Source organism: Vibrio tubiashii ATCC 19109 (assembly GCF_000772105.1).
GTDB lineage: Bacteria > Pseudomonadota > Gammaproteobacteria > Enterobacterales > Vibrionaceae > Vibrio > Vibrio tubiashii.
In genome coordinates this window covers 116,698-131,595 of the sequence record NZ_CP009354.1, presented here as the reverse complement: position 1 = coordinate 131,595, position 14,898 = coordinate 116,698, and the positions used below count along the sequence as shown (strand labels likewise).

Here is a 14,898-nt window from a genome sequence, read left to right as displayed (position 1 = left end):
AAGTGCCGAAATGTGGGTTATTTGAAAAAAAATTCGCGCCAATGATACAACAAACGAATACAATGGTCGACCATAGATCAATTACCATCTCGAGCACACAATTCAATATAACTACTTGCACTGTCATGTGACGTGTTATAATAACGCGATTTGAGATTTAAGAGAGCGTGACTTATATGATCATCGTAACTGGCGGCGCTGGCATGATTGGCAGCAACATCGTTAAAGCATTAAATGGAAAAGGCATTAACGACATTTTGGTAGTTGACAACCTTAAGAACGGTAAAAAGTTCCAGAATTTGGTTGATTTAGACATCACTGACTACATGGATCGTGATGATTTCCTTACTCAAATCATGGCTGGCGATGACTTCGGCCCGATTGAAGCAATCTTCCACGAAGGTGCGTGCTCAGCGACTACAGAGTGGGATGGCAAGTATGTCATGCTCAACAACTATGAGTATTCGAAAGAGCTACTGCACTATTGTCTAGAACGTGAGATTCCTTTTCTTTACGCCTCGTCTGCGGCTACATATGGTGAAACAGATACGTTTATCGAAGAAAAAGAGTACGAGGGTGCATTGAATGTATATGGTTACTCAAAACAGCAGTTTGATAATTATGTACGTCGAATTTGGCAAGATGCTGAAGAGCATGAAGAAAAACTGTCTCAAGTAACCGGATTCCGATACTTCAATGTTTATGGTCCCCGCGAGCAGCATAAAGGCTCTATGGCTTCCGTAGCATTCCACCTCAACAACCAGATGAATGCAGGTGAAAATCCAAAACTGTTTGAAGGTAGTGAAACTTTCCAACGTGACTTCGTCTATGTGGGTGACGTAGCAGCTGTTAACCTATGGTTTATGCAAAGCGGTGTTTCAGGTATCTTCAACCTAGGTACAGGTAACGCAGAGTCATTCGAAGAAGTAGCCAAAGCGGTAATTAAATTTCATGGCAAAGGTGAAATTGAAACTATCCCATTCCCTGAACACTTAAAAGGTGCTTACCAAGAATTTACGCAAGCAGATCTTACCAAACTGCGCGCAGCAGGTTGCGAGCATGAGTTTAGATCTGTAGCGGAAGGCGTTGCTGAATACATGCAAACCATCAACTCTTAGCTCACTTAGGGGTGACATAGGCATCAATAAAACGCTATGCTCACCCGCTCATCCATAATCTGCTTAGCGTTTTCAATTTATTAGAGTTAAATAATGAATATTTTAATGGCACTCTCGCAGTTAGAAGTAACGGGTGCAGAAGTTTATGCCACTACGGTGGGCAATGAACTAACTGCCAGAGGGCATAACGTTCATTATGTGTCTGACACGTTAACAAAACCTTTCGAAGGCGAATGTTTCAAGCTACGTTTCAACAAACGCAGCATCCCTCGTCGTTTTTGGCATGTCGCTTATCTAGTCTATTTAATTAAAAAGCAAAAGATTCAGCTTGTCCATGCTCACTCGCGTGCTTCCAGTTGGAGTTGTCATGTAGCATGTAAGATCACTGGCACGCCGATGGTTACGACAGTTCATGGTAGGCAACCAGTTCATGCATCACGAAAGAAATTCCATGCAATGGGAGATAAAGCTCTTCCCGTATGTGAGGCGATTAAAGATCAATTAATTCTCGATTTAGGTGTTTCAGAAAAGCAACTCGAGATAAGTAGAAACGGTATAGAAACAGACGAGTTCACGTGGCTAAAAGCTCCTGAAAATGAAAAGCCGATTGTGACAATTATTGGTCGCTTAACAGGCCCTAAGGGGGACCTTTGCTACCGGCTACTCGATGAGTGTTTAGATACTAACTCTTGCAATGTAAAAGTAGTTTCGGGCTCTCAAGTAGAGGCCCGTTTTGATAAATTTAGACAATGCGTAGATTTTTGTGGCTACTCCAATAACGTAGCCTCTGTTTTATCTACGTCAGATCTTGTGATCGGTGCTGGTCGCGTAGCAATGGAATCTTTGCTGTGTGGAAGACCCACTTTAGCGATAGGTGAAGCAAAAGCGATTGGTTTGGTGGATGGAAGTAATATCAAAGAAGCAATGGCGAGCAACTTTGGCGATATTGGCCCTAAAGATCTCGACATAGACTTCTCATCAATCAAGCAGCAAGTTGAAATTGGTCTACAAAGCAAACATTGTTACAAAGAAATCGTTGAAACGATTAGAGAAAACTATAGCCTAACAAACATCGTCGACCAAGTAGAAAACATCTACCAAACGGTTTACGTTGAAAAAATACGTAAAGAGATGCCAATCATCATGTACCACCGCTTCATTAAAAATGATAGTGAAAAAGGGGTACATGGCACATATTTGCATGTGGATATGCTGGAAAAGCATTTCAAACTAATCAAAAAGATGGGGTTTGAAACAATCACCTTTGAGGATTTAGCAGAAAAGGGCTTAATCAGTCGATTAGAATATGGCAAGCGCTACATTATAATTACAGTTGATGATGGTTATAGAGATAACTATGATCTACTTCTCCCTTTACTACAAAAGTACAACTTCAAAGCTGTTGTCTATGCGGTTACAGGTGAAACTTTTAACCGTTGGGATGTTGAAGTCAAAGATAATCCAGAAAAAGCCGTTTCATTAATGAATGCAAATGAGCTAAAAGCCTTGTCTGAATCTGGACATATTGAGATTGGGGGACATACAATCAGCCACCCTCATTTAAATACTTTATCCCCAGAGAAACAAGAAGCTGAGATCAAGAAGAATAAGGAAGAGCTTGAAAACCTGTTAGGTAAGCCTCTAACTTCTTTTGCATATCCTTACGGCTCGTTAGATTCAGACTCTAAACGTATCACGGAAAAACTTGGCTATCAGTTTGCTGTAGCAACTAATAGTGGCCCTCTAGCTACTCATCAGGATTTATATCAAATTCGTAGAATTGCGATTTTCCCGAGAACTGATGTACTCGGCCTCTGGAGGAAAGTACGTGGCCATTACCTATTTAGAAAGAAAAAGTTGTAATATAGATGTTCAATCACACTAATTTATCGTCTAAGAACGTAATCTGTTGGTGCCTTTTTTTAGTTCCAGCTCTCTTGCTATCAACACCAAACTTTAGCGTTGGTGTGATTGCTTTTTCTGTCATTATTTCAACATTCTATTTATTAAGTAACAAGAATGAAATTAAACTAGATAAATTCGATTACTTGGTGATGTTTAGTTTATCGTTTTATTTTTTTGGGGCTATTCCTATAGCAATTTATGACGGTACAACAGCAAGATACTTTCAAGGAGGGGCGCGGCTTTTACTATGCATCCCTATCTATGTCTCTCTAAGCCACTACTTAAAAATAAAAAAGGTTAACCTGAGAGAACATCTTGAACTTGGTGTAATATTCGGTTCCGCATCAGCATTCATACTGGCAATATATCAGTTTTATTATCTTGAAATGGGAAGAGTTGATGGCTTTCTTTTTAGTATCAATTTTGGATACCTAGCATGTAGCTTGGCTTTTTTAGCTTTCACTCTTACATTCAGTTCAAATAAGAAAGCCTTACTTCTAACAGCTTTTATACTTGGCGTGTTTTCTGTAACACTTACATTAACTCGTGGAGCAATCTTTGCTATCCCCATACTTCTCATTCTAGTCACCGCCCTTAAATTTAAGAGCTTAAGTTTCAAACACATTCTTACTTGTGCAAGTATATTTGTAATAGCTAGCATAGCAACATACCATTACTCGTCAGATTTCAGACAACGTATAGATTTTACAATATCTGAGTTTTCACATATTTCTTCAGGAGATATTAATAATGCTTTATCTTCTGGTGACCGCATACAATTTTGGTTTGCGGCAACTCAAGCCTTTAAAGTGAGCCCATTAATTGGTTTACCGTATAAAGAAAGAGAACACTTAAATCAAAAGCTGCACTCAGAGGGAAAGATGGGAGAGCGAGCCTCCAGAATTAACCGAGGGCATGCACACAGTCAATACTTTGAAATGCTAGCAAGTAACGGCTTACTCGGTATAATTAGCATATTGGCAATTTTTGTTTTCCCTTTTGTTTTGTTGGCCTCACACTATATAAAATCATCCTCTGAATGGGCATTTTCCGGTACTGTTTTTGTTGCTGGGTTTATGATTTTCGGTCTTACCGAAGTACCACTCACTGCCAATCTGATAGGCTCGTTTTATGGCTTTATGTTAGCAGTCTTCTTTGCAATTATAGCATCAGAAAAGCACAACAAGTCGGTTCACTAAGCAATGAAGATTCTAATCATAGGTCCATCTTGGGTTGGCGATATGGTCATGTCGCAAAGCCTTTACACAACGTTAAAGCATAAGTATCCAAACGCAGAGATAGATGTTCTTGCTCCTGCTTGGTGTAAACCTATCTTGGAGCGCATGCCTGAAGTCAACCAAGCTATTGAGATGCCAATGGGGCATGGTGAATTCAACTTAAAGGGCCGCTGGAAATTAGCTCGCATACTGGCTAAAAAAGGGTATAGTCACGCTTATATTTTACCTAACTCCGCCAAATCTGCTTTGATTCCATTCTTCGCAGGTATCAGTTCAAGAACAGGTTGGAAAGGAGAAATGCGCTATGGTCTACTCAATGACTTACGGCCAGATAAGCGTGTGTTCCAGTATATGGTCGAAAGGTACGTTGCTTTAGCGCATTCAAAAAGCGATATGCTTAACGAAGTCGAGCTAGCAAATTGCCCTAGACCAAGTCTGACCATCGACTTCGTCAACCAAAACAACGCAAGATCTCGATTACATATAAAGAACACTCGACCTATTATCGGACTATGCCCTGGAGCCGAATTTGGTCCAGCAAAGCGTTGGCCAGACGCATACTATGCCGAAGTTGCAAAGTTCGCTATAGAGCAAGGCTATCAAATATGGTTGTTTGGCTCAGCCAAAGACAGGGAAGTGTGTGAGCTAATCCGCTCCAAGCTGTCAAGCGAGCAAGGTCAACTTTGTTTTAATTTGGCAGGGGAAACTTCTTTAATTGAAGCGGTCGATCTTTTAGCTGCCTGCCATACTGTCGTCAGTAATGACTCAGGACTGATGCATGTTTCTGCCGCTGTCGGCTGCAACATCGTCGCTATTTACGGCTCAAGTTCACCAAAATACACCCCGCCTCTCACCAATAAGTTAAAAATGGTTCACACTGATGTTGAGTGTCGACCATGCTTTAAGAGAGAATGTCCGTTAGGACATCTAGACTGTCTAAACAAGTTAACACCAAACACTGTTATCAATGCTCTAGAAGAGTTTTTAACCTAGTAGAATAATTAGCAATAATCTGGTTCCAACGTTTAGGGTATTGTCCAGACTGGCAAACAATGGCAAGAGAAGTAAGCACTTTCTCGTTTGGGCGCTTCACTCAAAATCTAGAACTACTAACTCTGTAAGTCTCTCAAAGAGTACCGAAAAAGTTTCGTTTCAAAAGGCAAAGCATGAACACATTTCCAATAATGGTCGCTAACCGTACCATAAAACTAATCGGTAATATTTTTAAGGTTCTGGCCTATCCCTTTCATTTTGTTCTTCCAAAAACACGCTTCTCGATTCCTGAACATTCTCCAGCAAGGGTTCGCACAGCAAATACAAGTAACGTAACAAAGATAATTTGGCAGACTAATTACTCCAATAGATCAACGTTGCCTGTTTACCTGAATTACCTTTTTAACCGCTTGATGTCGCTAGATTACGAATACCGTTATGTGAGTACTGAAGGTCGTGAAGAGTATCTTAGAGAACACGCCCCAAAAGAAGTCTATGAAGCCTATTTAAAACTGACAGATGGTGCCGCTCAAGCAGACTTGTGGCGCGTAACCACCCTCTACCTACAGGGGGGGATCTACATGGATATTGACGCGACTTTGGTCTGGCCACTAAAGCGGATTCTCAAAGGTGTCAGCAAATCGCTTTATATCAAAATTAAAGATGACACTGAGATAACAAATTACTTCCTAGCCACATGCCCAAACAATCCAGAGTATAAAGCGGTAATGGAGGCCATTGTCCATAATGTAGAGAATTACGATCCAACTAAAGGTGTCTATGGTACAACTGGCCCTCAAGTGTTTAATGATGTGCTCAATACACAAGAAGTAAACTCTCGCCGCCGCCGCTATGTTTGTATTCAAGGAACGTTCACCAATGAATACTTCCAATACTTAGACAAGCCTCGTGGTAAATGGACTCACCAAGATCCAAACGACCTTATAAAAAAGTAATCTAAATAGGGATTGTAAAAAGTGCTTATTCGTTGGTTGTATACACTGCTACTTACCTTCTTCGCACCATTCTTACTGTTTGGCTTGTACAAAAAAAAAGAAGGTAAACCCAGTATTGGTTCACGTTGGAAAGAGCACTTTGGTTTTACCCCAAAATTAGAGTCAGATAAACAGCCTATATGGGTTCATGCAGTCTCAGTGGGAGAAACTATCGCAGTTGCCCCACTGATCAAGCAACTAAAGTTCGATCATCCGGATACTGAGATTGTCCTAACAACTACAACTCCCACGGGGGCAGAGCAAGCAGCTAAGCTTGGTAAGCTAGTAAAGCATCGTTATATGCCGTTAGATTTCCCATTCGCTGTTAAAGGTTTTATCAAAGCGATAAAACCTTGCAAGATGGTGATTATGGAAACCGAACTATGGCCCAACACTCTTTACACTGTCGCAAAAAACGACATTCCAATCAGTGTTATTAATGCACGCCTATCTGAACGCTCATATCGACGCTACTCAAAAGTGCAGCCCATTTTTAATCTGCTGAGCAAAAATATTGAACAGCTATTATGTCAGTATAAAGATGATGCGGAGCGGTTTGTTAAGTTAGGGGTCGACTCCAACAAAGTGACTGTAACAGGTTCAATTAAATTCGATATACGTATTGAGCCCAATCACATTGAGCACGGTAACCGTCTTAGAGATCAACTAGGAAAAGATCGCCCAGTTTGGATAGCTGCCAGCACGCATGTAGGTGAAGATGAGCAGGTTCTAGCCGCACATCGAGAGATACTCAAGAACACCCCTAACGCGTTGCTAATTCTTGTTCCACGTCACCCTGAAAGGTTCAGTTCAGTATTTGAACTATGTCAAAAAGAAGATTTTGCAGTTCAACGTCGAACCGACTCCAATGAGAAAGAGCTGCAAAATGCAGAAGTCTATTTGGCCGATACCATGGGAGAAATGTTAGCGTTGATACAAGCCGCTGACATCTGTTTTATGGGCGGTAGTTTAATTGGCGCCAAGGTAGGTGGACATAATGTTCTCGAACCAGCGGCATTAGCCAAACCTGTTCTTTCTGGCCCTAGCTATTATAATTTCACAGAAATAGTACATAAGCTGTTAGCCCATAAAGCGATTATTATCACTAACTCGCCAATGGAAATCAGTAAGATAATATTGGAACTTCTGAGTGATAGAAAGAAACTATCGCATCAAGGTGAGCTAAGCGAGCAGTGCGTCAAAGACAATAAAGGGGCTTTAGCTAAAACTATAAAATTCATTAAATAACCCTAACATATATCAAATGTACTTTGGGCTGATTTCCTACATTGCCTTACTTAACACATTTCTAACCCACGAAGAAAGCATGTATTTGTCTACAATCTGTGGTTCAGGCTCAAAATAAGGGGTTGAGAAAAAGGACTCCGGCACTTGATAACTACTGTCCAACACCACCATATTTTCTGCACAAAAAATATCATAATGCTTTAAGTTCTGGTTCGTCGTTATAAGTTTCCTTTGATAGCCTAGACACTCATATACGCGAAAAGAAAGCCCTGCTTGGTGTCCTTGCAAGAAGTCTAAGATTGCCTTTGAACTCTCAATATTACTTTTAAGTTCATCTCCTAGCATTAATTTATCAGTTACTTTAATCCGCTTATCAGTAATTGATTTTCTCTTTCTGGGATGGTCGATGTAAAAATGGATATTAGGTGAGATACTTGGATTAGCATCTAGGAATTTCACAACCTGCTGATATCTTTCTTTGGTATAGCTCATGATGGAAAAAACATCATACTTAGCGCTTTCCAACGACACTGATGTGGTCCATGAAGGGTCTAGGTAGTTATTGATCTTAATAAGATCATAGGCGTTGCAATCTTCGTGATCATAGCTAAATACAACGTCAAATAGATCCAAGTGTTGTTTATTCTCGGGGGATTTCGTCAAACTATCCCAAAGAGTTGCGACTAACTTGTTGCAATGCTGCTTAAGCAGTTCCAAGTGTTCACGCTTAAACAGACTCGGCTCTGTCATAATGATGACATCAAACTTTGGTCTCGCAATAAAAAATGAATTAATTGTCCGTGTAATTTCAGCATCGGTTATACGATGTTTATAACTGTTTTTCGTTACAAGCTGATAGATTTTAGCAAGTACTCGATGACAAGCATCGAAATAGCTAAACTTTGAAAAGTCCGAGTGATCTAGATGTACCACTTCGTGGTCTTGCTTCACCATTTCTCTCACGATGGGGTCAGCCAACCCCGCCCAGTTGGGGCATATAAACAGAACTTTCATCAACTAGCCACTTCCTCAAGTAACGATTGTATTTTTGGAATGACCAAGGTGTGATCAAAATTATTAACTTCCCCTGAAGCAACAATGACTTCAGCAATATCAGAGTTTGGATGCCAGTTTGAAAAGTTGGCAGCATCATCGCTGTAGATAGCAATTTGAGGTTTGAGAAGCCCAGAAGCGATGTGCACAATGGAGGTATCAACAGAAATAACTAGCTTGGCTTTAACAACTGTGGCAATCGCATCATAAATCGACTGACTATCCGCAAAATGAACAACTCTATCACTCGTTAGGTTCATTGACTGAAATTGCTCTATGGTATCAGGAGCAGTTAATACAACAACTTTAAGAGATTCATCGAGACTTAGCACCGCGGTCGAAATAGCTTCTATCGATTCACGACTGAGTTTACGCTCATTGCCGCTTCCAAACGGGTTCAAGAGTACATAATCATTGATGCCACTTGCCGCAATGAAGCTTTCAATTTTGGCTACCGACTCGGTGAGCACGGGTACTTGATATCTCTCGGCAGGCTCTAAGATACCCAAAAGCTTGGATACGTAATCAAATTTTTCCGCATAATGGAGACTCTGAATATCAGCAGAAATATTAATATCAACCAACTTTAGTAAGCTATCCACACCAACGATGACCTTCGAATCTAGCTTGTTGAGCAGATAGATATCCTTCATCTTCATATCAAGGTTAAGTGATGCGACAACATCAATGCTCCCTAACTCCTGACAAACTGCCCGTATCTCACCATAGGAAGGACGTTTACTAAGATGAACAACTTGATCCACGGAAAAATGTTGTTTGAATAGATGCTCCATCGATGGCGTGGTCAACACCATAATTTTAATATCAGGCCTGTGTTTGCGGATTTTATTGATAACTCCAGAAGAGACAATTGCATCACCGAGTTTGGCATCATTACGAATAAATAAGATGCTTTTCGCCTGTTTAGGATCAAAAGTAGACTCTCTTTTACGATCAAACAGCAGTACACCAAGGTGTCTTCTAACCACATCCCGAAAACGTTGCAGTCGGCTAATTATAAATCTCATTAAATACCTTTGTAAGCAGACAGAATTACAGAAAAATCACTGTGCACCCATTTGACATGTCTCTTCCCCACCTCTTTCTCAAAAGAGCGCTTTAGTCTTGCTAAATTGCTCTGCTTCCACTCTTCGCCAGATTGTTGGTAGCACTTATCGAAGTCGATAATCCAAACTTCTTCGTCTTCATCAAGCAAGATATTGTGGATATTGAGGTCAGTGTGGTTCACTTGCGCGTTATGCATCTTACGGATTTCTTGGCCAATTTTCTGATATATCTGTGCAGAAAGTGGCTTTTCTACCAGAATCGATACCAAATCTCTGGCATTAGGTACCTTTTCACTCAACAAATCCGCGGTATAACTCAAGCTGCTTTTGATTGCACGAGCTGCAATCGGCTTAGGGACATTAACGCCCGCTTGGATTAGCGTCTTCAACAGCTGAAACTCTTGATAACTGCGCGTTTGCTCCCAACCTGAAAAGCGGTAACTGTCTTTAACCAATTTGCCAAATAGACCACCACGACGATAGTGTCGCAGCGCTGCAGGTATTGACTCTGTTTGCACAAACCACGTTGTACCACGCCCTTGAGCGCTGCCAATAACTTTGTCGTTTTGCTGCCAATAACTTGGTTCGAAAACTTGTTTAGGGTCTTCTTTGAGTAGCTCTTCGTCATACCATATGGTCTGATTATCAAACTGCAAAGTCTTCATGCGTGGTGATCTCTCAATTTATTTGCGCCGCCATTTTACATTTATTGAGCCTCTCTGCATAATCTTGGCTAATACACGCTAATTGAAATCACTATGCCACTTTTTTCCTCTGCTCCTAAATCTCTCTGCATACTGCGCTTGTCTGCGATTGGTGACGTCTGTAATACCGTTGCGGCTGTACAAGCGATACAGCGCCAATGGCCTGAGACTGAAGTCGTCTGGGTAACAGGCAAACTGGAAGCAAAGCTAATTGAAGATTTAGACAACATCACAGTAGTGGTGTTTGATAAAAAAGATGGCTGGTCAGGCTATAAATCACTGTGGCGCGAGCTAAAAGATTATCGGTTCGACGCTCTCCTGCATATGCAATACGCGTTTAGAGCCAGCATTGCAACTTTAGGAATAAAGGCGAAGTACAAACTCGGATTTGATGCCACGCGTAGCCAAGACTTTCAAAACTTGTTTACCAATGTCAAAGTCCCTTCCCCGCAAACCATGCATGTTCTCGATGGGCTACTTGCCTTTGGTGAAACGCTCGGTGTGCAAGATATGTCACCGAAATGGCGGATTGACTACTCTGCGAATGATTTAGCTTGGGCAACCGCTCAACTTGACGCGACCAAGCCGAACCTTGTGATTGTTCCGGCAGCGAGTAAAGCCTATAAAAACTGGACAGCAGAAGGTTATGCCAAACTGATTCAACATGCTCACCAAGCAGGCTGGAGTATTATTTTAGCTGGGAGTCCTGCTCAGGTAGAGCTAGATCTTGCCGCGAAAATCGAGAATTTAATTGATGTTGTAGTGAACAACTTGGTTGGCAAAAGTTCTCTCAAAGAGATGTTAGCGCTATTAGATAAAGCCAATCTCGTTGTTGCACCGGATACAGGCCCAGCCCATATGGCAAATGCTGTCAACACTCCTATTATTGGCCTATATGCTCATCATAACCCAGAGCGAACGGGGCCTTATCAGTATCGCCACTATGTTGTGTCGGCCTATGAAGAAGCGATTCAAGCGGAGACAGGCAAAACATCAAAAGAGCTGAGTTGGCGCGCACGAGTGAAAGACAAAAACGCGATGCAACGCATTAAGGCTCAGCAAGTTATCACCATGTTTGATAAAGTGGTCTCTGATTTAAACCTACCATCATCCACTCCAGAGGTATCCTAGTGAGTAAACCAACCATTGCCGTTGCCTTAATCGTTAAAAACGAAGCGCAGCATCTTAAAGCTTGCTTGGAAACCGTCCATGACTGGGTTGATGAAATTGTCGTCCTCGACTCTGGAAGTACAGACAACACCGAACAAGTGGCACGAACCTTTACCGACAAGTTTTTCGTCAATCAAGAGTGGCCAGGGTTTGGGCCCCAACGTCGTATCGCGCAGTCTTATGTTGAGTCAGATTATATTCTGTGGCTCGATGCTGATGAGCGTGTCACGCCTGAACTGAAAGAGAGCATTTTAGCGGCGGTTGCTAATAATGAGCCTTCAACCATCTATCAAACCGCGCGCTTAAGTTGGGTGTTTGGTCGTTATATTCGTCATTGTGGCTGGTACCCAGACCGCGTTCTGCGCTTATATCCAACGAAACTGACTCAGTACAATGACGCCTTGGTGCACGAGAAAGTCGAAGTAACTGGGGAGATGAAGGTTGAAAACCTTACTGGTGACCTGATTCACTTTACTTACAATGATATGAACCATTACTTAGTTAAATCAGCAAGCTATGCGAAAGCGTGGGCAGAGCAGCGAGAGAAAAAGGGTAAAAAGAGCAGTATCTCACAAGGTATCCTTCATGCATTAGGCTGCTTTTTGAAAATGTATGTCGTTAAGGCCGGCTTTTTAGATGGTAAACAGGGCTTCCTGCTGTCACTACTCTCTGCGCATTCTACCTTTGTCAAATATGCGGATTTATGGATTCGAACAGAAACCGACAAGATGCCTGAAAAATTTTGAACGCTTGAATTGTAAGGCGACCGATAAGGTCGCCTTTTCTATGCTAATTTAGCATTAGCCCAAGGCTGTAACTCTTCCAACACCTTTTCGACATCAATACGCGCCATATCTTCCTGGCTTGCTTTATCTTCAGCTTGTGGTGGGCAAAAAGCGATATGATTCCCTTCTGAGTTAATCGGTCGCCAACGTAGTGGCGTGGCAGAACGTTTACTTGGGAAGAAACCAACGGTTGGCACATCGATCGCCGCCGCAATATGTAACGGCCCAGTTGAGCCTGCGATAAACATATCGGCACAAGCAATCGAGCAAGAGAAGTCAACTAAGCCATCATTCTTATCGTAAAGCACAGCACTTCGGCCACGCTCTGCCATCAGTTTTTGTAACTCAGCCGCTTTTTGTTCTTCACCTGGCCCAGCGGTTAAAACCACTTCAAATTCACCCGCTAAATCGCTGACAAGCTGTGTGTATTGCTCTAAAGAAAGATTATTTGCAGAGCCACCACTACCCGCATGGACATAGACCCAAGGCTGGTTTATATCTAATTCGAGTTGTTGCGCTAGCTTGTTTTTTTGCTGCTCTAACTGCTGCGAGCTAAATGATAAGTAAGGGGCTGAAGGTTCAACGATAGGCTTACCAATATCACTTAAAAAGGCGCGAATAAGATCTAGGTTGTATTCAAACTCTGGCTTAGCCGATTGTGAACGTTTTTGCTTAATGCGCTTATTATAAAAGATCTGCGCGAGCTTAGTTGCGGGAGCTAAGCGATAAGGAATCTTGCCCTTCCAAACTAACTTGGCGTTATAAGTAGTAGAGAACAAGTTAATCGAAGCATCAAACTGCTCGTGACGAATCTGCTCAATCAGATCTTTCTGAGCTTGTTTTGAAGCATTCTTTGTCGGGTCGACAAGCACATGGTCAATCCACGGGCATAGCTTAGCAAGCGCAACCGTATATTTAGGCACCAGAGCTGTAACCTGACAATCTGGTAGCGAGGCTTTAAGCATGGCAAAGCTCGGCCATGCCAACATAAAGTCGCCGATTTTGTCGTTTCTCACTACCAGTATTTTTTTCATCACTCAATCCACATCTATCTTTTGTTCCAATGATAACGGCTTCAGTGGGTAATTGTGAGCCTTTTTGTTAACATTGAAGGAGATGGAAAAATTAGAGACGCGCAAAGTGAGCCAAAAACGCCTATCCCGAGTCATCTATCCGGGAACATTTGATCCTATTACTAACGGACATCTAGACTTGATTGAGCGTGCCGCAGATATGTTTGATGAAGTCATCATCGCCGTTGCAGCCAGCCCGAGTAAAAATACTATGTTTACCTTGGATGAGCGTGTTCAATTCGCTCAACAAGTCACAAAGCACCTAGACAACGTCAGCTCTAAGGGATTTTCAGGCCTTATGGTCGATTTTGCCAAGCAAGAGCAAGCTAATGTCTTGATTCGCGGTCTGCGTACCACTGTCGACTTCGAATACGAATTTGGTCTAACAAATATGTATCGCCGCCTTATGCCAGGACTAGAGAGTGTATTCTTAACCCCAGCCGAAGAGCATGCTTTCATCTCTTCAACCATAGTTCGCGAGGTGGCCATTCACGGTGGTGACGTGACCAACTTCGTACCAAAAGTGGTGGCAGAAGCGCTAAAAACCAAAGCGCATGTTTAATGGATAACTGGATAACTGGATAACTGGATAACTGGATAACTGGATAACTGGATAACTGGATAACTGAAGTTGCTCCGCTGTAGTTGAAGAGTCAACTCTAGTTTTCCAGAAGGGCGAAGCCCGTTCCCGAAGGACGTAGTCCGCTCCGCTCTCTATTTCTGACAACTATTACAAAAAAACGTATTGCGCTGACCGATCTTCTGCTCTTCGATAAGTTCGCCACAGGTTGGGCAGGGCTCGCCTGATTTGCCATAAACTTGCAGTTCTTGTGCAAAGTAACCTGGCTTTCCATCAGCTTGAGCGAAATCTTTTAGCGTCGTTCCACCTTGTTTGATTGCAGTATTCAGTACTCGTTTAATCTCTTTGACTAATAATTCCCACTCTTTCGCCGTTAGCTTTCCGGCAGGTCGTGTGGGATGGATACCGGAACTAAATAGCGACTCATTAGCGTAGATGTTGCCTACGCCAACCACGACTTTGTTATCCATAATAAATTGCTTCACCGCAACGCGCTTATTCGCGGCCTTTTCAGCAATATAATCGGCATTGAATTCAGGGGTTAGCGGCTCAGGCCCCATACTACCTAGTGCTGCATGAGTACCATCTTCTGTCCATAGCCAAGCGCCAAATCGTCTTGGATCGTTATAGCGCAGCACCTTCCCGTTAGCTAACTTCAGATCAACATGATCATGTTTAGCCGGTGAGATCTCAGCGTCTAGCACTCTTAGTGAGCCAGACATCCCAAGATGGACAATCGCGCTACCTGCATCGGTTTCGATCAATAAATACTTGGCTCTGCGAGTAATCCCTCGAATGACCTGCCCTTCCATTTTTTTCAGCTCTGCTGGTATGTCCCAACGCAGCTTAGGGGTACGAAATGTCAGTTTAGCCACCGTTTGACCAATTAGGTGAGGCGAGATCCCCATTCGGCTTACTTCAACTTCAGGTAATTCAGGCATCAATTATTCCTATCGCATACTACACAAA

At 42.3% G+C, this 14,898-nt stretch carries 14 protein-coding genes; 9 read left to right on the top strand and 5 right to left on the bottom strand.

The annotated features are described in order from the left end of the window. Positions 1–176: 176 nt before the first annotated feature. The 6 genes from rfaD (at position 177) to waaA (ending at position 7,497) form a co-directional block, all read left to right on the top strand. A complete protein-coding gene (gene rfaD / locus IX91_RS00620) occupies positions 177–1,118 on the top strand; it encodes an ADP-glyceromanno-heptose 6-epimerase (protein WP_004742901.1) in 942 nt (313 codons plus the stop codon). A gap of 93 nt (positions 1,119–1,211) precedes the next feature. Continuing rightward, positions 1,212–2,981 (top strand): polysaccharide deacetylase family protein, encoded by a 1,770-nt coding sequence (locus IX91_RS00615; protein ID WP_004742900.1) that lies wholly within the window; start codon positions 1,212–1,214, stop codon positions 2,979–2,981. A gap of 5 nt (positions 2,982–2,986) precedes the next feature. Beyond that, entirely contained in the window at positions 2,987–4,222 is a 1,236-nt protein-coding gene (locus tag IX91_RS00610; RefSeq protein ID WP_004742899.1) for an O-antigen ligase family protein, read from the top strand. 3 nt (positions 4,223–4,225) lie between these two features. Continuing rightward, a complete protein-coding gene (gene waaF, locus IX91_RS00605; RefSeq protein ID WP_004742898.1) occupies positions 4,226–5,254 on the top strand; it encodes a lipopolysaccharide heptosyltransferase II in 1,029 nt (342 codons plus the stop codon). Between the two features lie 173 nt (positions 5,255–5,427). Continuing rightward, positions 5,428–6,210, top strand: a complete 783-nt coding sequence (locus tag IX91_RS00600) for a glycosyltransferase family 32 protein (RefSeq protein WP_004742897.1) — start codon at positions 5,428–5,430, stop codon at positions 6,208–6,210. A gap of 21 nt (positions 6,211–6,231) precedes the next feature. Further along, complete coding sequence (waaA, locus tag IX91_RS00595; protein ID WP_038550190.1) at positions 6,232–7,497, top strand: lipid IV(A) 3-deoxy-D-manno-octulosonic acid transferase; 1,266 nt, start codon at positions 6,232–6,234, stop codon at positions 7,495–7,497. A gap of 36 nt (positions 7,498–7,533) precedes the next feature. On the opposite strand, the gene IX91_RS00590 is transcribed toward waaA, so the two are convergent. Genes IX91_RS00590 through IX91_RS00580 form a run of 3 tightly spaced genes read right to left on the bottom strand, consistent with a single transcriptional unit; the run spans position 7,534 to position 10,282 of the window. After that, a complete protein-coding gene (locus IX91_RS00590; RefSeq protein WP_004742894.1) occupies positions 7,534–8,511 on the bottom strand; it encodes a hypothetical protein in 978 nt (325 codons plus the stop codon). Then, entirely contained in the window at positions 8,511–9,578 is a 1,068-nt protein-coding gene (locus IX91_RS00585; protein WP_004742893.1) for a glycosyltransferase family 9 protein, read from the bottom strand. The genes IX91_RS00590 and IX91_RS00585 overlap by 1 nt, the downstream gene beginning before the upstream one ends. Continuing rightward, complete coding sequence (locus IX91_RS00580; protein ID WP_004742892.1) at positions 9,578–10,282, bottom strand: 3-deoxy-D-manno-octulosonic acid kinase; 705 nt, start codon at positions 10,280–10,282, stop codon at positions 9,578–9,580. Before IX91_RS00580 ends, IX91_RS00585 begins: the two co-directional genes overlap by 1 nt. A 93-nt stretch (positions 10,283–10,375) precedes the next feature. Here IX91_RS00580 and IX91_RS00575 point away from each other — a divergent pair, with 93 nt between their 5' ends. Further along, positions 10,376–11,452, top strand: coding sequence for a glycosyltransferase family 9 protein (locus IX91_RS00575; RefSeq protein WP_004742891.1), 1,077 nt, complete (start codon positions 10,376–10,378; stop codon positions 11,450–11,452). After that, positions 11,452–12,237 (top strand): glycosyltransferase family 2 protein, encoded by a 786-nt coding sequence (locus IX91_RS00570; RefSeq protein ID WP_004742890.1) that lies wholly within the window; start codon positions 11,452–11,454, stop codon positions 12,235–12,237. The genes IX91_RS00575 and IX91_RS00570 overlap by 1 nt, the downstream gene beginning before the upstream one ends. Before the next feature lie 38 nt (positions 12,238–12,275). Here the strand turns inward: IX91_RS00570 and IX91_RS00565 are convergent, their stop codons facing one another. Beyond that, entirely contained in the window at positions 12,276–13,310 is a 1,035-nt protein-coding gene (locus tag IX91_RS00565) for a glycosyltransferase family 9 protein (RefSeq protein ID WP_004742889.1), read from the bottom strand. Between the two features lie 106 nt (positions 13,311–13,416). Here IX91_RS00565 and coaD point away from each other — a divergent pair, with 106 nt between their 5' ends. Beyond that, complete coding sequence (coaD, locus tag IX91_RS00560; RefSeq protein WP_004742888.1) at positions 13,417–13,911, top strand: pantetheine-phosphate adenylyltransferase; 495 nt, start codon at positions 13,417–13,419, stop codon at positions 13,909–13,911. Positions 13,912–14,063: 152 nt separating this feature from the next. On the opposite strand, the gene mutM is transcribed toward coaD, so the two are convergent. Then, a complete protein-coding gene (gene mutM, locus IX91_RS00555) occupies positions 14,064–14,870 on the bottom strand; it encodes a bifunctional DNA-formamidopyrimidine glycosylase/DNA-(apurinic or apyrimidinic site) lyase (RefSeq protein WP_004742887.1) in 807 nt (268 codons plus the stop codon). Positions 14,871–14,898 lie beyond the last annotated feature (28 nt).

Coding starts and splice junctions, on each gene's coding strand:
- waaF (WP_004742898.1), top strand. CDS start 4,226: ATGAAGATTCTAATCATAGGTCCATCTTGGGTTGGCGATATGGTCATG.
- IX91_RS00610 (WP_004742899.1), top strand. CDS start 2,987: ATGTTCAATCACACTAATTTATCGTCTAAGAACGTAATCTGTTGGTGC.
- IX91_RS00565 (WP_004742889.1), bottom strand. CDS start 13,310: ATGAAAAAAATACTGGTAGTGAGAAACGACAAAATCGGCGACTTTATG.
- IX91_RS00575 (WP_004742891.1), top strand. CDS start 10,376: ATGCCACTTTTTTCCTCTGCTCCTAAATCTCTCTGCATACTGCGCTTG.
- IX91_RS00615 (WP_004742900.1), top strand. CDS start 1,212: ATGAATATTTTAATGGCACTCTCGCAGTTAGAAGTAACGGGTGCAGAA.
- IX91_RS00600 (WP_004742897.1), top strand. CDS start 5,428: ATGAACACATTTCCAATAATGGTCGCTAACCGTACCATAAAACTAATC.
- IX91_RS00590 (WP_004742894.1), bottom strand. CDS start 8,511: ATGAAAGTTCTGTTTATATGCCCCAACTGGGCGGGGTTGGCTGACCCC.
- IX91_RS00580 (WP_004742892.1), bottom strand. CDS start 10,282: ATGAAGACTTTGCAGTTTGATAATCAGACCATATGGTATGACGAAGAG.
- rfaD (WP_004742901.1), top strand. CDS start 177: ATGATCATCGTAACTGGCGGCGCTGGCATGATTGGCAGCAACATCGTT.
- mutM (WP_004742887.1), bottom strand. CDS start 14,870: ATGCCTGAATTACCTGAAGTTGAAGTAAGCCGAATGGGGATCTCGCCT.
- IX91_RS00585 (WP_004742893.1), bottom strand. CDS start 9,578: ATGAGATTTATAATTAGCCGACTGCAACGTTTTCGGGATGTGGTTAGA.